General features: G+C 52.6%; 18 protein-coding genes and 1 riboswitch. All 18 genes read left to right on the top strand.

Annotation, left to right across the window (positions count from 1 at the left end; all coding sequences use genetic code 11):
• Nucleotides 1–350: 350 nt before the first annotated feature.
• The gene (locus MKX70_RS00685; protein ID WP_039302983.1) at nt 351–1,091 is read left to right on the top strand and encodes a YveK family protein; all 741 of its coding nucleotides are present in this window, start codon (nt 351–353) and stop codon (nt 1,089–1,091) included.
• Nucleotides 1,075–1,716 carry a CpsD/CapB family tyrosine-protein kinase gene (locus MKX70_RS00680; RefSeq protein ID WP_042232862.1) on the top strand — a complete coding sequence of 214 codons (642 nt, stop codon included), beginning with the start codon at nt 1,075–1,077 and terminating at the stop codon, nt 1,714–1,716. The genes MKX70_RS00685 and MKX70_RS00680 overlap by 17 nt, the downstream gene beginning before the upstream one ends.
• Before the next feature lie 46 nt (nt 1,717–1,762).
• Nucleotides 1,763–2,653 carry a UTP--glucose-1-phosphate uridylyltransferase GalU gene (gene galU / locus MKX70_RS00675; protein WP_042232864.1) on the top strand — a complete coding sequence of 297 codons (891 nt, stop codon included), beginning with the start codon at nt 1,763–1,765 and terminating at the stop codon, nt 2,651–2,653.
• Between the two features lie 30 nt (nt 2,654–2,683).
• Nucleotides 2,684–3,376: a sugar transferase gene (locus MKX70_RS00670; RefSeq protein ID WP_039302991.1), complete on the top strand. Its 693-nt coding sequence runs from the start codon at nt 2,684–2,686 to the stop codon at nt 3,374–3,376.
• A 19-nt stretch (nt 3,377–3,395) separates the two neighbouring features.
• Entirely contained in the window at nt 3,396–4,337 is a 942-nt protein-coding gene (locus tag MKX70_RS00665) for a glycosyltransferase (RefSeq protein WP_340839350.1), read from the top strand.
• A gap of 14 nt (nt 4,338–4,351) precedes the next feature.
• Nucleotides 4,352–5,698, top strand: coding sequence for an O-antigen ligase family protein (locus MKX70_RS00660; protein ID WP_042232866.1), 1,347 nt, complete (start codon nt 4,352–4,354; stop codon nt 5,696–5,698).
• Complete coding sequence (locus MKX70_RS00655; RefSeq protein ID WP_042232868.1) at nt 5,695–6,468, top strand: WecB/TagA/CpsF family glycosyltransferase; 774 nt, start codon at nt 5,695–5,697, stop codon at nt 6,466–6,468. Before MKX70_RS00660 ends, MKX70_RS00655 begins: the two co-directional genes overlap by 4 nt.
• A gap of 31 nt (nt 6,469–6,499) precedes the next feature.
• A complete protein-coding gene (locus MKX70_RS00650; protein ID WP_042232869.1) occupies nt 6,500–7,999 on the top strand; it encodes an O-antigen ligase family protein in 1,500 nt (499 codons plus the stop codon).
• Complete coding sequence (locus MKX70_RS00645; RefSeq protein WP_042232871.1) at nt 7,965–9,344, top strand: oligosaccharide flippase family protein; 1,380 nt, start codon at nt 7,965–7,967, stop codon at nt 9,342–9,344. The genes MKX70_RS00650 and MKX70_RS00645 overlap by 35 nt, the downstream gene beginning before the upstream one ends.
• A 236-nt stretch (nt 9,345–9,580) precedes the next feature.
• On the top strand, nt 9,581–10,435 hold the full coding sequence (locus tag MKX70_RS00640; RefSeq protein WP_042232872.1) for a glycosyltransferase family 2 protein: 855 nt from the start codon (nt 9,581–9,583) through the stop codon (nt 10,433–10,435).
• Entirely contained in the window at nt 10,422–11,612 is a 1,191-nt protein-coding gene (locus MKX70_RS00635) for a glycosyltransferase family 4 protein (RefSeq protein WP_340839349.1), read from the top strand. Before MKX70_RS00640 ends, MKX70_RS00635 begins: the two co-directional genes overlap by 14 nt.
• Nucleotides 11,609–12,748: a glycosyltransferase family 4 protein gene (locus MKX70_RS00630; RefSeq protein ID WP_042232878.1), complete on the top strand. Its 1,140-nt coding sequence runs from the start codon at nt 11,609–11,611 to the stop codon at nt 12,746–12,748. The genes MKX70_RS00635 and MKX70_RS00630 overlap by 4 nt, the downstream gene beginning before the upstream one ends.
• A 101-nt stretch (nt 12,749–12,849) precedes the next feature.
• Nucleotides 12,850–13,950, top strand: a complete 1,101-nt coding sequence (locus MKX70_RS00625) for a glycosyltransferase (protein WP_042232879.1) — start codon at nt 12,850–12,852, stop codon at nt 13,948–13,950.
• 4 nt (nt 13,951–13,954) lie between these two features.
• Nucleotides 13,955–15,295 carry a UDP-glucose dehydrogenase family protein gene (locus tag MKX70_RS00620; protein WP_042232881.1) on the top strand — a complete coding sequence of 447 codons (1,341 nt, stop codon included), beginning with the start codon at nt 13,955–13,957 and terminating at the stop codon, nt 15,293–15,295.
• 729 nt (nt 15,296–16,024) lie between these two features.
• Nucleotides 16,025–17,398: a sugar phosphate nucleotidyltransferase gene (locus tag MKX70_RS00615; protein ID WP_039302273.1), complete on the top strand. Its 1,374-nt coding sequence runs from the start codon at nt 16,025–16,027 to the stop codon at nt 17,396–17,398.
• Nucleotides 17,399–17,535: 137 nt separating this feature from the next.
• Nucleotides 17,536–17,616: riboswitch (cyclic di-GMP riboswitch) on the top strand.
• Between the two features lie 13 nt (nt 17,617–17,629).
• A complete protein-coding gene (locus tag MKX70_RS00610; protein ID WP_340839348.1) occupies nt 17,630–20,059 on the top strand; it encodes a PA14 domain-containing protein in 2,430 nt (809 codons plus the stop codon).
• Between the two features lie 211 nt (nt 20,060–20,270).
• Nucleotides 20,271–21,785, top strand: coding sequence for a glycosyl hydrolase (locus MKX70_RS00605; RefSeq protein ID WP_340839347.1), 1,515 nt, complete (start codon nt 20,271–20,273; stop codon nt 21,783–21,785).
• Nucleotides 21,786–22,005: 220 nt separating this feature from the next.
• A complete protein-coding gene (locus tag MKX70_RS00600) occupies nt 22,006–24,552 on the top strand; it encodes a discoidin domain-containing protein (RefSeq protein ID WP_340839346.1) in 2,547 nt (848 codons plus the stop codon).
• Nucleotides 24,553–24,595: the final 43 nt, after the last annotated feature.

Below are 24,595 nucleotides of genomic sequence, written 5' to 3'. Positions count from 1 at the left end.
ACGGATGATTTATGAACACGGACAATGATGTCCGTGTTTTTTTGTGTTCTTAGGTCAATAACCTACCAAGGGCATCTGAACATTTTCTGAACAGTTTCTTTAGCTTTCAAAGTATGAGGTGACACGTGAAGTAGGTAACGCTACCGGATGCTGTTAGTTATTACCAGCCATATGGTACTAAAGTATACCATCCCTACCCTCTTAGGGACTAAACGGCATCACACGAAAGTGAAGTGTAAAGGGATGCTATGAGGCATGTGACAAATGTTGCGCGTTGATAGAATAAAAGCAAGAGTTCTGAAATTTTCATGATTGCTTTCAAAATGAACACATGCGGAAGGAGGGTTACTGTGGAAAAGACGATTTTGGATTACATTAACCTGATTAAAAAAAGATTATGGTTAATCACGGTGTTCGTGCTTATCTCCTGCGCCACCACCTTCTATGTCAGCAAAAACTTCGTTGTCCCCGTCTACTCCGCCTCTGGACAGCTGCTGGTCAACAACGTCGTAAATGTTCCCGAGAGCAACAATCTCAACGCACTCAACTTCAGTCTTAACCTCATCGAGAGCTATAAGGAAATCATGAAGTCACCAACGATTATGAAGAGTGTGATTGCGGAGCATCCGGAATTTGGTCTGACGGCAGGCCAACTCGCTGCCAAGCTGCAGATCAAATCCTCAGAGAAAAGCCAGGTAATTAATCTGAGTGTGCAGGATGAGGATTACGCCACCGCAGCTACGATCGTAAACGCGGTCTCGCAAACATTCATCCGCAGCCTGCCGGCGCTTATGAATCTGGACAATGTAACGTTCCTGACCCCGGCGGACCCGGCAAATCAGCCTGGACCGGTCAATAGCGGTTCTACCATGAACATTATCATCAGCTTTGTAGTCTCGCTGATGGCGGCAGTAGGAATCATCCTGCTGATGGAAACGCTGAACGGTACATTAAGATCGGAGAAGGAAGCAGAGTTCGATCTTGGCCTCCCGGTCATTGCCAGTATTCCGGCAATCCGTAAACGTGATTTGGGCAAGGCGGCAAATGCTAAGGCAAGAGTAGGGGAGGGCGCTTATGTTACGGCTGAATAGAAGTTTGATTACGGACATGAACCCGTCCTCGCATATCTCTGAATCCTTCCGCTCGCTGCGTACCTACATCCGCCAGCTCGGTCTGCTGAAGGGCAATGGTGGACAGGTGCTGCTCTTCACTTCTGCGGAAGGCGGAGAAGGCAAGACAACGATCCTCTCCAATCTGGCCGTATCCTTTGTCCAGGACGGCAAGAAGGTGGCTGTTGTAGATTGCAATCTGAGGAAGCCCGGACTGCACAGTGTGTTCGAGGTAGAAGGAAGTCAAGGGCTGGCCGCATATCTGGGCGGTTATGAGGAAGCCAAAGATATTGCCGTATACGGTAGCCTGGCTAATCTGGCCGTCATTCCTGCCGGTATTACCAGTGTCAGTCCCCCGGATCTGCTCGGCAGCGACAAGATGTCAGCCCTGCTGGAAGAACTGAAAGCAAGCTTTGATCTGATTCTGCTGGATTCGCCGCAAGCGGTGGAATTCAGTGATGCCCGTATTCTGGCTCCGCTCTCAGACGGTGTTATCATCGTGGCCAGACATGGCCGGACGAAGCGTGAGTCTCTCCGCAAGCTGAAGGCTCTTATGGAACAAACAGGTGTAAGGATTCTCGGAATTGCGATGAACCAGACCAAATAATGTACTGAAGCGGCAAGGTGAATGAAACTTTTGGGAGGTATGTGTGATGAAAAAGGTCAAAAAGGTAATAATCCCGGCAGCCGGGTTAGGCACACGTTTCCTTCCGGCAACCAAAGCGATGCCTAAGGAAATGCTGCCCATTATCAACAAACCAACGATTCAATATATCGTGGAGGAAGCGATCGCTTCCGGGATCGAAGACATCATCATCGTTACCGGTAAAGGAAAGCGGGCGATTGAGGATCATTTCGATAATGCCTTTGAACTCGAATCCAGATTGCTTGAAGACGGTAAGCTGGAGCTGCTCAAAGAAGTACAGCGTTCCTCAAAAGTGGAAATTCACTATATCCGGCAAAAGGAACCCAAAGGTCTGGGCCATGCCGTATGGTGTGCCAGACGGTTTATCGGGGATGAACCCTTCGGCGTTATGCTCGGCGATGATATTGTAACCGGACAGGTCCCCTGCCTGAAGCAGCTGATTGACCAGTATGAAGAAACACAGAATTCAGTGATTGGTGTTCAGGTCATTCCTGATGAATTCACCAACCGTTACGGGATTATCGAACCGGATCTGCAGGACGGACGGCTCTACCGGGTTAACAACTTCGTGGAGAAGCCTCCGCTTGGAACAGCTCCTTCCAATCTGGCGATTATGGGACGTTACGTGTTCACACCGAAGATCTTCAAGTATCTGGACCTTCAGGAAAAAGGCGCGGGCGGCGAAATTCAGCTCACGGACGCGATCCAGAAGCTGAACCAGAGCGAACGGGTATATGCTTATAACTTTGATGGTACGCGATATGACGTTGGTGAACGCCTTGGTTACATTTTGACCACACTGGAATTTGCTCTACAGAGCGAAGATTTGCGCTATCCGGTCATGGATGCAATGTCGGAATGGCTGAAACAGGCTGGACAAACCACACTGAGCAGCTGAACCAACAATATTTAGGAGGAATGAGGAGAGATGAGCATGCAAAAACTGCCGGAAGACTATGAGGCCGTCCTGCCGAAACTTTACATGCTGCATGCCAATGAAGGAAGTAAGGAAATGGATTCCTATCTGGTATTGAAGCGGATTATCGACATTTTTTTCTCCGCTCTTGGCCTTCTCGTACTGCTGCCGCTGTTCGCGGTGGTGGCTGTCCTAATCAAGCTGGAGGATCCTAAAGGCAAAGTATTCTTCCGCCAGAACAGGGTCGGCAAGGATGAGAAGCTGTTCCCTATGTACAAATTCAGATCCATGGTCTCCAATGCCGAGGAGCTGAAGGCCAATCTGATGGCCTACAACGAGGTGAGCGGCGCAATGTTCAAGATCAAGAATGATCCCCGCATCACGCGGACAGGAAGATTCCTGCGCAAGACAAGTATTGACGAACTGCCTCAGCTCTGGAACGTGCTTATGGGCCATATGAGTCTGGTCGGCCCCCGTCCCCCGCTCGTTGAAGAGGTGGCGCAGTATACGGAGTATGACAAACAACGGCTGATGGTTACACCGGGCTGCACCGGGTACTGGCAGGTTAATGCCAGAAACAGCGTTGGCTTTGACGAAATGGTCCAGCTGGACCTGACCTATATCCACATGCGCAGCACTATGCTGGATCTTAAGATCATTGTCAAAACCGGCCTGATGCTGCTCGGCTCCAAAAATGCTTATTAAAATTATGGGAATTGGGTGAATGCCGATGCTTGTACACGGAGAAGTATCTAAGATTTCCATTATCATCTGCACCTACAACCGGTCGGCGCTGCTGGTCAAGACTCTTCATTCGCTGCTTCCGCTGGAGAATCTGGACCAGGCCGAAATCATCGTAGTGGATAACAGCTCCAAGGATGATACGGCAGCCGCCATCCGGAGGTTTATTGATACCTATGGTGCTGATATGGATATCCGTTATCTTCTGGAGCCGGTGCAAGGACTGTCGGCGGCCCGGAATACGGGAATTCTGGCTTCCAAATCGCCGCTCATCGCCTTCCTGGATGATGATGCGATACCTTGCCGGACCTGGATTAGTACGATCGTAAGTACGTTTGAACAGAAGCCGGAAGTGATGGCCATGGGCGGTAAAATTGCTCCGATCTTCGAGAGCAAACGGCCGGAATGGCTGATTAAGCCATTCGAGCTTCCATATACCATAGTTGATCTGGGCAACCGGATCAGGGAATATCCGAAGCGTCTGCACCCCTGCGGAGCCAATATGGCGATGCGCAAGATCGTGTTCGACATCAGCCTGTTTCCGCTGGAGCTGGGGAGAAAAGGTGATTCGCTGCTCTCCGGTGAAGAGACCTGGCTGTTCGGCCAAATCCAGCAGGAGGGGCATTCCATTCTCTATCATCCGGAGATGGCGGTGGATCATTTCGTACCGGCTAACCGTTTGACGGAAGACTGGATTATGAAACGTTATTACAGCCAAGGCATATCCAATGCGATGAAAAGCGAAGGGATGAAGGGCAACCTGCTGCTGCTGGGCAAAACAGGAGCCAAGGTGATGTACATTCTGGCAGATTCCATTCTCTCCCGCAGTCAGGGAAGAAGGCTGCTGAATAAATGCCGGCTGGAGAGTATTCGCGGAACTCTCCATATGATTTGGAACCGGAAGAGGGAATCCGCAGCGGGGTGAGGGGAGTGCGTGACATGACTAATTTTGAATGGGGCTCCAAAATAAACGCTTTGCCATACGGAATGCTCTATCTCATGTCCGCATTATTCCTGGGGGCAGCAGTCATCTACCAGCCGGTCATAGCCATAGCTGCTGTACTCCTGATTATGCTGCTGTTCGTCTCCATCTCCCGTCCGGAACTGATCAGCTACTTCGTTCTGCTGACCACCGCAGTCTCGATTAACTTCCTGTTCAGCGGCAGTATGTTCGGTGTTGAGATTCTCTCACTCTACAAACTGGTTATCCTGATGCTGCTGGTGCCGTGCATTCTGGTCAACGGCCTGAAGTTCCGGCTCAGCCCCCCCCTGTGGGCGATGCTGGCGCTGGTCTTCATCACCTTCACCTTCTCCATCTGGCTGCCGGAGATGAGCTCATCGATTGCAGTCAAAGCTTTTATCGGATTATCGCTGCCCTTCGTATTCCTGCTTATCAATTGGAAGAAGGAGGTGGCTGAGAAGCAAATCCGCATCATCACCCTGCTGCCGCTGGTCAGTGTATTAGCCGGAGTGGTGCTGCAGGCGGCTCATCTGCATTCCTTACTCGACATCGAATTCACCGGCGCAGTACGGATTCAGGGGGCGAACATTCCGGCGCATCTGGCTATGCTGGCTTTCATGGGAGTCGCGATCGCATTCATTGAAATTAAGCGAAGCCCGCAGCATATCCGCTTTTACTACACAATGCTGGGTCTGAATTTCCTGATCCTCATTGGAACCGGGACACGGGGGCCGATTCTGGCACTGGTCCTGATGGTGCTCTATTATTTCTACGACATCTCACGCCAGTATTTAAAAGGCAAAACGAAATTCCTGATCCCGCTGCTGTGCTCGCTGCTGGTAATTACCTCAGCAGTATACCTGCAGCTCGATAACATCAAGAAACGTTCCTTCGAACGTACGACGGAAACGGGGGTCGACCTGTCAGGGCGTGCGGAAGCCTGGGAGTACTTCCTGAACAAAGCGGAGGATTCCCCCTATGCGGGACGGGGTCTTGGAGCGGTGACGGTGGCGAATGACGGATCGCTCTACAAAGGGTTTGTTGTTCCGCACAATGAGTATATCCGCTTCTACTTCGATGGAGGGTATTTCGGCGCAATCCTGCTGCTGCTTTCCTTGTTGGCTGTGTTCCTTCTGGTGTACAGGGCTTTGGCACCGCCGGTCAAACCTTATTATCTGCTCTTTATAGCAGCGTTTCTGATCTACTCATTTACAGATAACACGCTGTCGACGGTCCAATTCATCATTCCGTTCTGTTGGTACCTGAACTGCCTGTATCGATCTTCACAGCTGGCCGATTCCCCACAAAAAGAAGTGATACGATGAACCAAGTGAATATGTTCGATGTCAATTTCGATAACTATGATTTCATGGACCTGCTCGATTACATTGACAAAACGATTCAGGAAAGGAACCAGTCCTACATCCTGACATGCAATGTCGATCATGTGATCAAGCTCCGCAAGGACAAAGAGTTCCAGGAAGTCTATTCCGAAGCCGGAGCTGTTGTGGCAGACGGAATGCCGCTCATCTGGGCTTCCAAAATGCTCGGTAAGCCGCTGAAGCAAAAGGTATCGGGAGCAGATCTGTTCAGCAGGCTGGGCAATGCTTTTGAACAAAGGAAATACCGGCTGTTCTTCCTGGGCTCAGCGGAAGGCGTGCCGGAGCAGGCGACGAAGAACCTGAAAGCAGCTTATCCGGGTATCAATGTTGTCGGCTGCTATTCTCCTTCCTACGGCTTTGAGCACAACGAAGAAGAGAACCAGCGGATTATCCAGATGCTGACCGAGAGTCAGCCGGATATTGTGTTCGTAGGCGTGGGAGCGCCGAAGCAGGAGAAATGGATATACCGTCACTATACCTCTTATCAGGCGCCGATCTCGATCGGTGTGGGCGCAACCTTCGACTTCCTGTCAGGCTCGGTCAAACGGGCTCCGGATTTCATGCAGAGAACCGGAATGGAATGGCTGTGGAGGCTCAGTCAGGAGCCGGGCCGTCTATGGAAAAGATACCTTGTCGATGATGCCCAGTTCCTGGTGCTGCTCCTGAAGGAGCTGCGCAAGCGGGAAAAAGTGAAGAACAGCAAATCGCAATAAACGAGAAGCGGCGGAGACGGGAGGCGGGGGAATGAAGATGCTAAGCAGGGATGAGAACAGTCTGAGTCTTCCCTCTAGATCAGCTGTGAAGTCAGCGGCAGTGATGACCATGATCTGCGGCGCAGCAGTGATTCTGCCGCTGCTGATCGGCTTCGCCAGTGCGAAGCTCAGCTCATCGAACAGTCTGCAGGGCGTGATACTGGCAGGAATCCTCTTCCCGGCCTTCCTGCTGGCGCTGCTGAATACACGGCTGCTGATTCCTTACACGCTGCTGATCTGGGCGGTTGCTCCGGAGCTGCGGCGGATTGCAGACTGGTATGAAGGAGTGTATCACTCCGTATCACTGCTGAGTCTGGCGCCCCTGCTCACCGGAGCTACCTTAGCCATTCCGGTGCTGAAGGAGATTCACAAGATCCGCAAATCCTCTACCCGGATCCTTCTGCTGTTCTCCATTGCGCTGGCCTACGGCGCGATGATTGGCCTCGCGAAGAACGGCATTGGCTCGGTATACGATCTGGCGAATTATATCGTACCGCTGCTGCTGATTCCGTTCTTCGCGGTAACCCCGTACAAACCGAAGGATATCGACCGGCTGCTGTATGCTTTTGCCAATATCGCCGTGCTGGTTGCAGCGTATGGAATTGTACAGTATCTGACGGTTCCTCCGTGGGACGCCTTCTGGATGCGGAACGCGGATATGATGTCCATCGGAACACCGTATCCCCTGGAGATCCGGGTGTTCTCCACTCTGAATTCTCCGGGCCCGGCGGCAACCTTCCTGGTCTTCGCGCTGGTCCCGATGATTCTGGAGAAAAGATGGCAGGGAACACTGCGCTGGATTGGTGTTCTGCTCGTAGTAGTCTGCCTGCTGACTACGCTGGTGCGTTCCGCATGGCTGGTCCTGCTGGTAATGCTGCTGGTGTACATTGCCTCCTCTCCCTCCAAGGGCAAATGGAAAACTCTGCTGCAGCTTGTATTCGTGGCAGCCGCGCTGTTCACGATAGTTCCCAAGCTGCCGGGGGCAGAGGGGCTGGTCGCCCGGATGGAGACCCTCACCTCGGTGCAGGAGGATCATTCCTACAATGAACGTCTCAGCTTGTGGACGAACATGCTGCCGATGGTGGCAGGCAATCCGGTCGGTCAGGGTATCGGCAGCGTAGGACAGGGGACGAAGATCGGCAACGGCGGGGAGCTTGGTGAATACGGCAACATGGATAACGGTGTGATCGCACTGCTGCTTACCTTCGGAGTACTCGGCGCATTGTTCTTTTTCGGAGCCCTGGGGGCCGTCATTAAAGAGATTGCCGTCAGAGTAACCAGCAAGGATCACCTTCAGCCTTACGCCCGCCTGTCGCTGGCGGCATGGATGGGGGCTGTGGTAAGTCTGGTATCGGATAACGGATTTCCGGGTCTCAAGGGTTATCTGATCTGGATGCTGATCGGACTCGGACTCAGTGCCAAAGAGATTACTCAGAGCAGAAAGAAGGGTATACCACATGCAGCAGTTGAACGCGAAATCACTTCCCGCTAATACAGTCTGGTCCTCCCTCAGGCGCTTCACGAAGAGTAAGGACAACAGCTCGGCGGCCGTAAAAACAATGTTCGTCAGCGTATTGATTCTGCTGGTCAATATGCTGACCGGTGTGCTGACCGCCCGGTATCTCGGTCCGACAGGGCGGGGGGAACAGACCGCTATGGTGAACTGGTCACAATTCCTGGCGTTCAGCATGAGCTTCGGCATCCCCTCGGCACTGATCTACAACGCCAAGAAGAACCCGGATGAAGCCGGAGTACTGTACAGGGTGGCGCTGCTGATTGGACTTGTGTTCGGGACGATGGCCATGATCATCGGGATTATTGTTCTCCCGTATTGGCTGAAGTCCTTCAGCCATGATGTTGTGGTCTTCGCCCAGTGGTCGATGATCCTGTGTCCGCTGATTGTGGTCTCGCAGGTCAACAATGCGGCGTTCCAGTTCAGAGGGGATTACAAAACCTTCAACTGGCTGCGTTATCTGATTCCTCTGCTGACGCTGGCCGCGATTGGGATACTCATCCTGACCGGACACATGAATCCTTATACAACAGCGCTGGCCTATCTGGTCCCGTCGGTTCCGCTGTTCATCGGAATGACGGTCTCGCTGCTCCGCACCTACAAAGTAAAGCTGCGGGATGCCTATCTTAACTTCAAAAGATTGTTTACTTACGGTATGGGCTCCTACGGTAATGATCTGCTTGGACAGTTCTCGTATTACATAGACCAGATCATTATTGCCGGGCTGCTCCGGCCGGCCGATCTGGGGCTCTATGCGGTTGCTGTAAGCTTGTCGCGAATGGTCAACTTCTTCTCTAATTCGATTACGGTGGTCCTGTTCCCCAAAGCCTCCGAGATGTCAAAGGACGAAGCAGTAGCCCTTACCTTCAAGGCTTTCCGGATCAGCACCACCTGTACACTGCTTGGCGCACTGTTCCTGATGCTGGTTGCCCCGTTTGTTATCCCGCTGCTCTACGGCAAGGATTTCAACACGGCGCTTACCGTGTTCCGCCTGCTGCTGCTGGAAGTGACCATCAGCGGAGGAACCCTGATTCTGGCCCAGGTGTTCATGGCGCTGGGCAAGCCGAAGTTCGTATCCATCCTTCAGGGAGTCGGCCTCATTCTCGTGATTCCGCTGCTCTTCCTGCTGGTGCCGAAGTTCGGATTGTTCGGAGCCGGCGTGGCCATGCTCTCCTCGGCAGTGCTGCGGTTCCTGTTCATTATTCTTAATATCAGATACAACCTGAAGGTTAAGCTTCCGCGGCTGCTTATTAACGCCCAGGACCTTCAGTGGCTGAAGACGACGATGAATTCGTATATTCGCAAGAAACCTATGGATGTGTAAGCGGAAAGTGAGCAGAGGCACGATGCGAACTGCCTTTCTGCTTAAATGAAAAAGGACAGTGTTTGGAGGAAAGTAGAGAAAATTTGGAGCTGGAAGAAGCGTCAGCGTTCGCCTTTGTCTTCCGATTTCAACCGCAGTCAGCGGTTAATCAAGGAAATCGGAAGACAACAGCGATCGGAAGCCCAAATTTTCTCGGATTGACGATAGACACTGGACTGAAAAAGGAGGATACCTTCATGGATTCAATGACAAGCGTGCTTGGCGGCCGGGGGAGTTACCCGATATCGGCGGTCATCATCGCTCAGGATGACGAAGTTCGAATCTCCGCGGCTATTCAGTCCTGCCAGTTGTTCGCCGACGAGGTGGTTGTAATCGACGGGGGCAGCAAAGACGGGACAGTCCAACTGTCCGAGAGCCTGGGATGCCGGGTGTATGTTAACCCATGGCCCGGATACGCGAAGCAAAGGGAATTCGGAGTGGAACGCGCCGTCCATGATTGGGTCTTCCTGATTGATACCGACGAAGTGGTCAGTGAAGAGCTGGCGCGGGATATTCTGGAGCGCAAGCCGGGACTTACGGATGCCACCGTAGCGTTCTCGCTATACCGGATTGGTGATTTTCTCGGCAAATGGCTGGATAAGGGTGAGTACCTGGTGCGGCTGTATAACCGCAAGGAGTATGGCATCCGTAACAGCCTGGTGCATGAGATGCCCGAGGTATCCGAGGAACGGACGGTGAAGCTGAACGGAACGCTGTGGCATCAAGGCTTCCGCAGCATCAACGATCATGTAGCCCGGTTCAACAAATACACGGATCTGGAAGCGCAAAGCGCCTTTGCCAGCGGCAAGCCGTTCAAACTGAGCCACTTGCTGCTGCGTCCGCCGGCACGTTTCCTGCAGAAGTATTTCGTGCACGGCTTATTCAAAAAAGGGATTTCAGGCTTCGCGGTATCGATATTCTGGGTGATGTATGAATTCATGGTCGGCTTCAAGCATTACGAATTACACAGCTCCGGTAAGCTGACCCGGCATAACACCCAGGGCCAGGCCGACAAGGAGAACAAAGGGGAGAGAAGCTATGTCGTACAATGACGGATTGAACATTATGACGACCGGCCTCAGCTGGCCCTCGTTACAGCCCGGAGGACTGAACACCTATTTCAAATCCGTATGTGAGCAGCTCTCCACACGGAACCTGGTGCATGCCCTGATCTGTAGTCAGGAGACACCGGCTACCCCAAAGGAACTGATCATCCATAACGCCGGCGATCCCAAGGAGACGATCTGGAAACGCAAGGATGCCTTCCAGCGCAAGGCGGCGGACCTGATGGGAGACGGCAGCGGGCGGATTGATATCCTCTATACCCACTTCGCACCTTACGGCATCGGACCGGCGATTGAAGCGAAGAAGCGGGGCATTCCGGTGGTGATGACCTTCCACGGCCCCTGGAATGAAGAGATGAAGATCGAAGGTCAAGGCATCAAGCACAAGGTGAAAACAACGATTGCCAAATCGATTGAACATAAGGCTTACAAGCTGGCGGACAAATTCATTGTCCTAAGCGATTACTTCCGGGGTATGCTGCATGATCTGCATGGGGTGCCGCTGCACAAGATCATCGTCATTCCGGGGGCGGCCAATGTGGAACGGTTCGTGCCTTCCTCCAACCGGCTGGCGGTCCGGCGGACACTGAATCTGCCGGAAGGCGCAACGACCGTGCTGACGGTCCGGCGGCTGATGAACCGGATGGGGCTGCTGCAGCTGCTCGAAGCCTGGAAGCAGGTCGCCGAGCGGTTCCCGAACGCGATTCTGCTGATCGGGGGCAAAGGCCCGCTGCGCGGGGAGCTCGAAGAGAAAATAGCCGATTACGGACTGGGCAACAAAGTCCGGCTCCTGGGCTATATTCCCGATCATGAGCTGGCCTCCTATTATCAGGCGGCGGATATGTTCGTCGTTCCTTCGCAGGCGCTGGAAGGCTTCGGCCTGATCACCGTTGAGGCGCTGGCCTCAGGACTTCCGGTGATGGCGACGCCGGTCGGCGGCAACAAGGAGATTCTGCAGGGCTTCCGGCCGGAGCTGCTGTTCAAGAGTGCAGGCAGCGATGATATGGCAGAAGGCATGATTCATATGCTGAGCAACCGCAAGCTGCTGCCGGGCCGTGACGAATGCCGGAATCATGTGCTGGAGAAATATACCTGGCAGCATGTGGGCGATCAAGTGGAGTCCGTATTCCTCGAAACTTTGGGAAAGGGTGTGAGCGTAGGATGATCAAAGTCGCTTATATTGATCACACCGCCAAATGGAGCGGCGGAGAGGTTGCCTTGTTCAACATTCTCACCAACATCGGTGAACAGATTCAACCGCTGGTGATTCTGGCGGAAGAAGGCACTTTGGCCGAACGCCTGCGGGAAAAGGGCATCGATGTCCGCATTATCCCGCTGGATGAGAGCATCCGCAGCCGCGGACGCAACGCTGTGAACCTCGGTGCTCCGGCTGCTGCAATGAAGCTGCTGGCCTACGGCCGTAAGCTTGCTCCGCTGCTCAAAGAGGAGAAGGTCGATTGCGTGCATACCAATTCACTGAAATCGGCATTTTACGGAGCGGTGGCTGCCAAAAAAGCCGGGGTGCCCCTGATCTGGCATATCCGGGACCATATCGGAGCCCCGTACCTGAAGCCGGTTGTCGCCAAGGCGATCCGGCTGCTGTCACGCCTGCTGCCGAACGGCGTCATCGCCAATTCCCATTCCACACTGAATGCCCTGGAGCTGCCGCGGTCGAAGAAGACGCTGGTCGTTTACTCCGCTTTTGCCAAAGCGATTGGTGAAGGAATCGGCAAGCGGGACCAGAAGGACTTCAACGTCCTGCTGGTGGGACGCCTGGCTCACTGGAAAGGCCAGCATATTGTACTGGAAGCCGCCAAGGCCTTCAAGAATGACAGCCGGGTGAAGTTCTGGCTTGCCGGAGACGCGCTGTTCGGGGAAGAGGAATACAAACAGGAATTAATTCAGCAGATGCAGCAAGGCAACATTACCAATGTCAGCCTGCTGGGTCATGTAGATGATATACAAGGACTTATGAACAAAGCCGATTTACTGATTCACACGTCGATCACCCCCGAGCCGTTTGGCCAGGTCATCGTCGAAGGTATGGCGGCTGGACTGCCGGTGATTGCCTCCAATGAAGGCGGACCGGTTGAGATTGTAGTTCCTGGCGTAACAGGAATGCTGATCCAGCCGGGAGATGCTACTGTACTTGCAGACTCCATCACCTGGATGCTGAACCATCCCGAAGAGCGTAGACGGATGGCGGATAATGGAATGAAACGGGTGAAAGAGCATTTTGTCATCGAGAATACGGTCAAGGATATCGTAGCGTACTACAAAGGTCTGCTGGCGGTTACCTGACCTCGCGCTTGGACAATGCTTAAGACTTGCTTCACGATCCGTTTCTACCATGCGTTCACTGCATGATGATGCTGCTCCATAAAACTTTGAGGATGATTCACATGAAAATTGCGATAGCGCACGATTACTTAATCCAAATGGGCGGAGCGGAAAGAGTGGTGGAGGTTTTTCATCACATGTATCCGGATGCTCCGATTTTCACAACGGTTTTTAACGGAAGCCGCCTGACCGATAACCTCAAAGATGCGGATATCCGGGCCTCCTGGCTGCAGAAAATCCCCGGCGTGAAGCGGAATTTCAAAGGGGTGCTGCCGCTCTATCCGATGGCTGTCCGCGATTTGGACTTCAGCGGATATGATATCGTCCTTAGCTCCAGCAGTGCTTTTATGAAAAGCATCCAGGTGCCCGAGTCTACGTTTCATCTGTGTTACTGCCATACCCCCATGCGGTTCGCCTGGGATTATGACACTTACATGGAGCGGCAATCCAATTCAGGATTATTCAAAAGACTGCTTAAGGTATATATGCAGCGGCTGAAGAGCTGGGATCAGCGTACCTCCAAGAATGTAAACCAGTTCGTAGCCAACTCCTCCGTCGTGAAGACGCGGATTCAGAATTATTATCACCGGGATTCCGATGTCATCTTCCCGCCGATTAATACAGCCCGCTTCACCAGCTCCCCTACCATTGGAGATTATTATCTGATCGTATCCCGGCTGGTTTCCTACAAGCGGATCGATCTGGCGGTAGAGGCATTCAACCGTAACGGCGTGAAGCTGTACATCGTGGGAGACGGGCCGGACCGCAAGCGTCTGGAAGGCATGGCCAAGGATAATATCTCTTTCCTGGGGCGGCTGGAGGATGAAGAAGTGACAGGACTGATGTCGCAGTGCCGGGCTTTTGTTTTTCCCGGAGAAGAGGATTTCGGCATTACGCCCCTGGAGGCGAATGCCGCAGGAAGACCGGTCATCGCCTATCAGGCCGGAGGAGCGCTGGACACGATTATTCCTTACGTCAACGGCGTGTTCTTCCAGCACCAGGAAGTTGATGATCTGCTCCAGGCCATTGATGAAGCAGAATCCTATGCGTGGGATATCGAGCAGATTATGGGCCATGCACGTAAATTTGATGAGCAGGCGTTTATGGTCCAGTTCAAGCAGTATGTGGAACAGGCCTACGTCAATTTCCTAAAAGGAGGATGATTGTATGAAACTCGCAGTAATCGGTACCGGCTATGTAGGTCTTGTCTCGGGCGTATGCTTCACCCTTAACGGAAATCATGTCATCTGTGTCGATAAGGATGAGGAAAAAATCAAGAAGCTGAACCGGATGGAATCCCCCATCTATGAGCCGGGCATTGAGGCGCTGATCGAAATGAATCTCCGCGAGGGCAGGCTGAGCTTCTCGGCCGATCTTAAGGATTCGGTCCGCCGCTCCGACATCGTCATCCTTGCCGTAGGGACCCCCTCACTGCCGGGCGGTGAAGCAGATCTAAGATATATTGAAGGGGCCGCCATTGAAATTGCGCAGGCGATGGAAGGCTACAAGATCATCATGACCAAGTCGACCGTACCCGTAGGCACCAATGAGAAAATCCGCAATTTGATCGCTTCGCATACGAATCATCCCTTCGATATTGTCTCCGCCCCTGAGTTCCTCCGTGAAGGCTCCGCGATCCGCGACACGCTGCATCCCGACCGGATCGTGATCGGACTTGATAATCCTGAGCTTGAGCCTACGATGCGCCAGCTGCATCAGGGCTTCACGGACAATGTATTCGTCACGGATATCCGCAGCGCCGAGATGATCAAATATGCATCAAATGCGTTCCTGGCCACTAAGATATCGTTCATTAACGAGATCGCCAATATATGCGAAAAAGTGGGAGCTGATGTAACCGAGGTAGCCGAGGGCATGGGAATGGACCGGAGAATCGGGTCTACCTTCCTGCAGGCCGGCATCGGTTATGGAGGCTCCTGTTTCCCGAAAGACACCAATGCGCTGATCCAGATTGCCGGCAACGTGGACTACGAGTTCAAGCTATTGAAATCGGTGGTCGAGGTCAATAAAGGACAGCGGTTCATGATTATCTCCAAGCTGCATGAATCGCTTGGCAGCCTGCGCGGCGCAGTCATCGGCATCTGGGGCCTTGCCTTCAAGCCGAACACCGATGATGTCCGCGAGGCGCCTGCCCGCGAAATCGTTGAGGCGCTGGTAGCTGAAGGTGCTACCGTCAAGCTGTATGATCCGATTGCCGCCGATAACTTCCGGCGAGAGTACGATCATCCGCAGCTCCGCTGGTGCGGGCTGGCGGAAGAGGCTGCCGAAGGCAGCGACGCAGTATGCCTCTTGACCGACTGGAGCCAGTTCAAGGATATCGACCTGCATCAGCTCGCTGGGAGCATGCGCCGCCAGGTATTAATTGACGGCCGCAACGTCTATACCAAAGAGCAGATCGAAGGAACCGGCCTGGAGTATCATTCCGTCGGACGCCCGCAGATGGGCGGCCTTAGCGGCTTCTCCGCCAGCGTTGCTGGCGCGATCTAATCGTCTAGCGGATATCCCGCAGCCTCCCCAGAAGTGGCTGCTTAGGGAAATTAGAGGGAAAAATCCCTTTGATTTCACTGGATGCGAGCTAAACGAGGAAATGAGGAGCACAAGTGCACTTGATTTCACCGGATGCGGGCTAAACGAGGAAATGAGGAGCACAAGTGCACTTGATCCTTGCCCTACCCGCCGCGTGAGTGAGCGGCAAGCCCTTGGAACAAGAGTCTTGTGTCTTGGTCTTGTGAGAGTCTTGTGAGAATCTTGTGTTGCCCCCGCTGCTACGGCGAGCGGGAGTCCCTTGGAACAAGAGGCACTTAAGCATCTTTAAATCTTTCCTGCCGCGCAAGCATAGCGGCAGCCACGGTTCAATTGCCGCAACAACAAGCGGCAATAGCCGGATCTTTAGCCGGGAGCTTCGCCTGCGGGCGAAGCGAATAGCCCCAGCTGTTATGTAATGGAACGGAGAGGAATTTTGGAACTGTAGGAGCGTTAGCGTCCGCCTGAAAGCTTTCCGTAGGAAAGCTAGCTTCGGAAGCATATGCTGTCTCTGGATTTCTACCGCGAAGAGCGGTCTAATCAGGAAATCCGGAGGCAACAGCGGCCGAAAGTCCAAACATTCCTTGCAGTGACTCTCATAACAGCCAGCGCATTAAGCTTTTCCGCAATCTGCAGCTCCCAATAACAATCCGATATTTTCGCGACATCACATAAACTTAGGAGGGTTCACTTATGAAACTAGTACTTCTATCAGGCGGTTCTGGTAAACGGCTCTGGCCCTTGTCCAATGATTCACGTTCGAAGCAATTTCTGAAAGTACTGGAAAGCCCGGCAGGTGAACCGGAATCCATGGTACAGCGGGTATGGAGACAGCTGCAGGAGACAGGGATGGCGGAATCGTCCTACCTGGCTACCGGCCGCAGCCAGGTAGAGATGATTCAGAGCCAGCTGGGCAGCGGGGTGCCGATTATCGTTGAGCCGGAGCGGCGCGATACCTTCCCTGCTATTGCATTGACTGCAGCATACCTGTATTCGATCGCCGGTGTTTCACCAAGCGAGACGGTAGCCATCCTGCCCGTCGACCCTTATGTGGAGTCGTCCTTCTTCGATACCGTTCTGCAGCTGGAGAGCACGATGCTGGAGAGCGGCGCCAATCTGGCGCTGATGGGCGTAGTTCCGGAGCATGCTTCCGAGAAATACGGCTATATCATTCCTACCAGCGCCGAAGCGGGAGCGAGCGGGTATCTGCAGGTCAGCCACTTCCAGGAGAAGCCGGACCGCAAGCAGGCTGAGGAGCTAATCAGTCGGAACGCCCTCTGGAACTGCGGCGTGTTTGCTTTCCGTCTTGGGTATCTGCTGGATATTCTGCAGCGCAAAGGACTGCCACTGAACTATGAGGAACTGCAGAAGCAGTATAAACTGCTGGCTTCCATCAGTTTTGATTATGAGGTGGTAGAAAAAGAAGAGAATATCGTGGTTCAGCCTTACGCCGGATTCTGGAAGGACCTGGGCACCTGGAATACGCTGACCGAAGAAATGACCAGCAATCATGTTGGCAAAGGTTTCGTCACTGCAGATTCCGAAGGCACCTGCCTTATCAACGAACTGGACATTCCGATCACCGTGATCGGGGCGAAGGATCTGATTATCGCCGCCAGCCCGGACGGAATTCTGGTTACGCACAAGGCGGAGAGCCCGCGCATTAAGGAAGTGCTGAAATCTTTTGAACAAAGACCGATGTACGAAGAACGCCGCTGGGGCCACTACAAGGTAATTGATTATGTGAAATATGCGGAAGGTAATGAGGTGCTGACGAAGCGGATCTTTATCTCTGAAGGTAAAAATATCAGCTATCAGCTGCATCACAAACGCAGTGAAATCTGGACCATTGTCAGCGGTGAAGCCAGCATTGTGCTCAATGAGAAAATGCATAATGTAAAGGCGGGGGATGTCGTACGGATTCCGGAAGGCACCAAGCATGCGATCCTGGCATTGACAGATATGGAATTTATCGAAGTGCAGACCGGCTCTGAGCTGGTGGAGGAAGATAACATCCGAATCACCTTGGATTGGGAAGATATCGCCTTGCAGCAATTTATTTCGTAGGTCTAATCTATCTATATAACCAATTGTTACAAATCCAAAACAGGTATTAAGAACCAATTATTAAGAAAAATTCATTTTTGCTCTAAATTAAAACTAAATAGAGACGATACTTACGGTAAGAGGGATTAATCCTTCCAATACGACAAAGGCAAACCTAATCGAAAGATAGGGACGCAAAGCTATAGGGCCTTCGCAAGAGTGGCAGCCTGGCTACCGAAAGGAAGATGGATTTTGATAACTTACCGTAAGTCTCGTTTGCTGTGCACTGTGCTGTCTCTGGCCCTTTTATTGACTGCAGTACCTCTGGGACTCGGCGGAATGCCTTCATCTGCAGAAGCTGCATCTAGTTCCAAAGCGCCCGTTAATCCGGAGGCTTCAACCGAAGCAGTCAGATTGCTGGACGATCTGTATTCTATCACTGGAAAAGGCATTATTACCGGCCAACATGACTATCTGGAAAGTCCGGACGAATTCAGCAACAAGCTGAAGGGAACCAGCGGACAATATGCTGCTCTTCACGGGTATGAACTGGGCGTAATTAGCGGGCAATCGGAAAGTACAGCAGCGGCGCAGCGCAGAAATGTTGTGAACAGCGCGATCAACTGGTATAAGGGCGGCGGCATTGTAGCCATGACTTTTCATGAGAATCTGCCCGGTACCGCATACCTCTGGTCCAATGTTCAGAAACCGCTGAGCCAGGCGGAATTCAATAAATATATTACTCCAGGTACAACACAGTACACTGCATTGATTGCAGATCTGGACAAAGTGGCAGTTTCACTTAAAAGCCTGCGGGATGCTGGTGTTCCCGTACTCTGGAGACCTTACCACGAAATGAACGGTAACTGGTTCTGGTGGGGGAAGAAAAATAACTTTGCTTCGCTTTGGAATATTATGTATGACCGTTTCGTGAACGTTCATAAATTAAACAACCTGCTGTGGGTATGGAACCCCAATGCACCCAATGCCTGGTCTGATCCTTATGCGCTGACCTATCCGGGGGCTGACAAGGTGGATGTACTCGCGGCAGATATATATGAGAACGATTATATGAATAAATACCATGACGGCCTGCTTGCCCTTGCGAATGGCAAACCGATTGCCATTGGCGAGAATGGACAAATGCCAAGCACGGCAAAGCTGCAGCTCTCCCAGAAAAATTGGGTATATATGATGAGCTGGGGAAAAATGCTGTATGAAACCAATACCGATGCTACCATCAAAAGCTTCATGAGCGACAGCTATACGGTGACCCGGGACGATTATAAAGCAGGCACATTTGCTCCGTCAACGCCGGTACCAACAGCAACGCCAACGCAGGTACCAACAGCAACGCCAACGCCGGTACCAACAGCAACGCCAACGCCGGTACCAACAGCAACGCCAACGCCGGTACCAACAGCAACGCCAACGCCGGTACCGACAGCAACACCAATGCCGGTACCGACTGCAATGCCGATCCCGACGCCCCCTGCTTCCAATGATACTGTGACGGCCCCCGTCGTTCAGAATGGTCTTCAGGGGGAATACTACAAGAACATGACGCTTTCGGGCACTCCGGTTCTGGTCCGGAAGGATGCGCTGCTGAACTTTAACTGGCGCCAGACAGCGCCGGATGCGAAGCTCGGAGTGGATAGCTTTTCTATCCGCTGGACGGGTCAGATCAAACCGACTTTCAGTGAAACCTATCAGATTATCACTACATCCGATGACGGTATCCGCGTCTATATTGACGGCACAGCTGTAATCAACAGCTGGACCAAACAGAGCGGTACCGAGCGTACAGGAAGCATAAACCTGCAAGCAGGCCAGCTCTATGATATCAAAGTGGAGTATTACGAGAATGCAGGCGATGCCAATATCCGTCTGATGTGGCAGAGTCCAAGCCAGGCGAAGGCAACTGTCCCTACAAGCGCGTTATTTGTGAACACGGCTGCTTCTTCAGCCAGCAAAGCAGGCTTGGATGCTCCGGCAGTGACTGCAACACCAGTACCAACAGCAACGCCATTACCAGTATCAACACCAACACCGGTGCCAACAGCGGCACCGACGCCAACAGCGGCACCGACGCCAACAGCGGCACCGACGCCAACAGCGGCACCGACGCCAACAGCAACACCGGTGCCAACAGCGGCACCGACGCCAACAGCGGCGCCAACACCAACAGCGACACCAACGCCGACAGAAGGTTCAACGCCGGAGAATCTTACGGCGGAGGCTCCGGCGGTGAACGGGCTGGTTGCGGAATATTTCAATAATATGACGTTGTCTGGTGCCCCGGCAGTGGTACGTACCGATGCAGTGCTTGACTTCAACTGGCGTCAAGGCACGCCGGATGCCGCAATCGGCATAGATTTCTTCTCTGTACGCTGGAGCGGTAAGCTCAAGCCGCTATACACTGAGACTTATCAGATTTATACCACTTCAGATGACGGCATCCGCGTACGGATCAATGGTGAGCTTGTGATCGACAGCTGGATGAAGCAGAGCGGGACCGAACGCACAGGAAGCATAAGCCTGACAGCCGGTCAGCTATATGATATACAAGTGGAGTACTACGAGAATCAAGGAGATGCCAGAGCACGCCTGATGTGGGAGAGTCCGAGCCAAGTTAAGGCAACGGTTCCCGCGAGCGCACTGTTTCTCCCTTCCGCTTCCTAGGATCATACCCCCGCAGCTGTATTCATTATTGGCGCTGATACTGGTTAAGACGTTACAATTCTAAATCCTATAAAGTCCAATCTTAATGGCCCTGCTATCAGCAGGGCTACTAAGCTATAGACCATCCGGTTAATTCTTTGCAGCCTCTTAACAGAGAACTGCATACCTGCACGCCTAAGGCGGCAGTGAGACCCGGGGAAAGGAGATTATATTGAACACTTACCGTAAGTACAGGCTATATACAACAATTATTCCAATTATCCTTATCCTTTCACTTCTGCCATGGGGGGAGGCGCGCAGTCTTCCCGTAGCACGCACCGTAAACACTCCTGCCGCTTCCATCAAACCCGTTAATCCCTCCGCTTCCAAGGAAGCTGCTGCACTGCTCAGCTATCTGTCCGATCTCAGCGGCAAAGGTATGATCTCCGGCCAGCATGATTACCTGGAGACCCCCGATGAATTCAATAATAAGCTTAAGAACGCAAGCGGACAGTACGCCGTTCTGCACGGCTACGAGCTGGGAGCCATCAACAACCAGTCCAAGGAGACCATTGCCAGGCAGCGTCAGGCTGTCGTAGACAGTGCCATTAAGTGGTACAAAGGCGGAGGCATTGTGGCGATGACCTTCCATCAGAATCTGCCGGGAACCTCTCCCGAATGGACTAATGTGAAAATGAACCTGAGTCAGGCCAAATTCGACGCCTACATTACTCCCGGAACACCCCAGTACAAAGCCCTGATTGCTGAGCTGGATGAGGTTGCCGGATATTTGGGTGAACTGCGGGATGCAGGGGTGCCGGTCTTATGGCGGCCTTATCATGAAATGAACGGCAACTGGTTCTGGTGGGGTCAGAAGGATAACTTCGCCAAGCTGTGGGACATTGTGTATGACCGTATGGTGAACACGCATAAGCTGAATAACCTGCTCTGGGTATGGAACCCGAATGCACCGAACGAGTGGGCAGAGCCTTACAGCAATTATTATCCGGGTGCCTCCAAGGTGGATGTACTGGCAGCCGATATTTATAACAATGACTTTAAGCAATCCTATTACGAGAACCTTCTGAAGCTGGCTGACGGCAAACCCATCGGTATCGGGGAGAGCGGAGAGCTTCCAGACCCTGTCATATTGTCTCAAACGCAGAGTAAATGGGTATATACGATGACATGGGGGAAAATGCTGCTCGAGAATAATAATCTCCAGAAAATTCAAAGCTTTATGAGCAATAAGTACACCGTATCACGGGATGATTACAAGCTGGCACTGAATGCTCAGATCAACACCCTTACTGCGGTATCGCGCAACGGTCTCAAGGGGCAATATTTCGGCAATGCGGAGCTGTCCGGCAAACCGCTGCTTACCCGGAATGACAGCAGGATTGACTTCAACTGGCATGGGGATTCACCGGCGCCGGGAATCGGCAAGGACTCTTTTTCCGTACGCTGGACCGGTAAGATCAAGCCAGTCTACAGTGAAAAGTATACTTTTACAGCCTCTTCCGATGACGGCATACGTGTGTGGATCGGCGGCAAGCTGATCATTGACAGCTGGAAGAAGCAAAGCGGTGTCAGCCGGGAGGGAAGTATAACTCTTACAGCCGCAACTGCCTACGATATTAAAGTGGAGTATTATGAGAATCACGGTGACGCAAGCGTCCGTCTGATGTGGCAAAGCCCGCGCCAGAAGCAGGCGGTGATTCCCCAGAACGCGCTGACTCTTCCTTGAGGAATGAAGCTGGTCATCACGAATGCGGCTCTACGGAAACCGGTACATTACAGCCACCCTGGAAGAAAGTGAGGACAAGGGAATGAGGACTAGACTCAAAACAAAGAGAAATAAACCCATTCATCTACTACTAAAATTTGCAGCATTGATCATCTTGTTTCTGTTGTCCGTTTCTGTCTTCGGAGAGGATGGGACAAATAGCGGCGAGGTGGAAGTTGACATGTCGGAATTATCTGCAGCCAAGGACGCGGGTCCCGCAGTCCCGGAGGGGACTGTACTATGGAAGCTGGGCCAGCATGACGGTTCAGCCGCAGAGTTTGCAGCAGCCGGATCAAACGGGGCCAAGGGGGTATTCAGCGTTGCTTCAACCGCAGTGAAGGCGGCGGAGCTTCAGAGTATCCCGTCCGGGCTGCACGGCGCTACCAATCCTGAACTGCGGATTACCTACAAGCTGGATAAGATCCCGGTTAACGGGGTCTTATTTCGTGTCAGCATCCTTGATGCCTACAAATCCGTACCGCAGATGAGCGTATTCTCCAACCGGCAGCTGTCAGGGATTATTCAGATTGCCGGTGTGGACGGTACGGACAGTAAATACGATTTCCGCAAAACCTATGAGCTGTACATTCCCAAAGAACAGCTCATCAGCGGAACCAACGAGCTGACGCTGCGGGCAGCGCGCGGGATCTATTCCTCGGCTGCGGAGGATAAGTATAATTGGTGGACATGGGATAACCTTAGTCTGGAAGCACTGAAGACTCCGGTCAAGGAGCCGATTCACGGGAGCTATACGCTGACCGGAACCATGGTCAACAACAAACAGTTCTATTTTGACAAAGGTGCAGTTACGCATTTGCCTTATATTATGAAATGGCTGGGTTTAGCCTACAGCGGCAACATTATGCGGACCAGCTGTGCCAGCGATGTGGGCAGATCCTGTGAGAATATGGGGGAGTACTACGAGGTCCTGAAGGATTATAATATGCAGGCTGTTGCCCTCTATCTGTACACGGGTGATATCAAGCTCAAGGAAGACGGTTCACTGCCGGATGATGCGGAGAAGAAGCTGACCGATTATTTCAAGCAGTACGGCCAGTATTTCCAGTATTATGAGGTGGATAATGAGCCCGGACTGTTCAACCGTTCCAAAGCAGTCAATCTGGCGATAGCCGACTGGCTGAATAAGAAAGGCAAGACGATCGCACCGCATCTGCAGACGGTGGCCCCGGGCTGGGCATACTGGCCGGGTTACAGCGAAGATTCCTGCGGTAATCAGAAGGGGATGCTTAAGCAGTGCGGAGATCCGGACGGCTGGGAACGGGACCCGGAGCAGCGGAACGAGCTGGAGGAAGTAACGGATTTGACCAATGGGCATTCCTATGGTGAATCGTATATTTTCAGCAATGGAGGCAGCTTTACAGAGAACCTGAAGACCTTTGGGGGAGCTGTAGACGGCCTCAGCAAAAAAATGCTCACCACCGAATTCGGCACCTCGGATACTCATGTGGATGCCTATCAATACGGCGCGTCCGAGCGGACAGCGGCAGTGTTTGACCGGATTATGCGGGGGCATATCGGATATGCCGATATGTTTGTGCAGCATGCCGCTTTCTTCAAGAACTTCAGTCTGTTCAAGTACGGCTTTAACCTGGAGGAGCATGATCCGGGAGCTACAGAGATTTATTATACCAAAGAAGGTGAAGACTCACGCGTAAGTATTATGCGCCGGCTGGATCTGGCTTATGCCACACACGGGGCGCCGCTGAGCTATCAGATTACGAACAAAGATGATTTGGCAGACAAAATGGTGTATGTACGGGCGGTAGACACTTCCACCCTTGAGCCTCTGGCAGGCAGCGGAGCCACATCCAACAAGCTGCTTGTGAACTTTGTCAACTTTGAAGAAACCGAGCAGACCATTAAAGTAAAGGTGACCATGCCGGAGAAGACCGTATATGAGGGTGAACGCTTTGGCCGCGGAGATACTTATGAAGAGGCACGCAGCTATATGTCGGGCAGGAATGCCACACCTATACTGGAATTCACCGAAACGCTGGCTCCGGGTGAGGCGGTGCAGTATATTCTGCAGCCCTCTTCCGAAGTAGCGGATATTGCGCCGCAAGGCTTCAAGGCCACGGCAGTTAAAGGGCTGTCGATGCATCTGAGCTGGCTGGAGGCTCCCGGGGCAAGCTATGAAGTGCTCCGGGCCGACGGCCCGGGCAGTGAACTGAAAATGATTGCGGCAGGTGTGCGGAACACAGAGTATACTGACAGCAAACTGCAGGAGGGCACATTGTATACTTATGCGGTAAGAGTGTCGGGCTCTGGTGTCATGTCGGAGAAGACACAGATTTCAGCAACCGGACTCGTCCCGCTGGACCGGACCGGCTGGAAGGTTACGTCTAATGTGAACACGGCAGCGTCGAAGCCGGAGAGTGCCATTGATGGAGACAGGCGTACACGCTGGGATACCGGCAAACATCAGGCATCAGGTGAATACTTCCAGATTGATTTAGGTGCAGTACATGCAATAGAAGCCATAGAGCTGATTTATACTTTATCATCGTATGATTATCCCCGGGGATATACCGTCCAGGTATCCGATGATGCCAAAAGCTGGAATCAGGTAGCATCCGGCAAAGGAAAGCTGGAATTGACCAGGATTGCCTTTTCCCAGGTCCAAACCCGTTATATCCGCATACAGCAGACCGGTTCCGGAGGCAACTATTGGTCGATTCAGGAGCTGCAGGTGTATTCAAGAGAATAAAGGACGGCATAATAAGCTCCGTGGATTTAACAAGCCACCGGGG

The sequence above is a fragment of the Paenibacillus sp. FSL R7-0312 genome, from assembly GCF_038004445.1.
Lineage (GTDB): Bacteria > Bacillota > Bacilli > Paenibacillales > Paenibacillaceae > Paenibacillus_AQ.
This window is presented reverse-complemented; position numbering and strand designations above follow the sequence as displayed.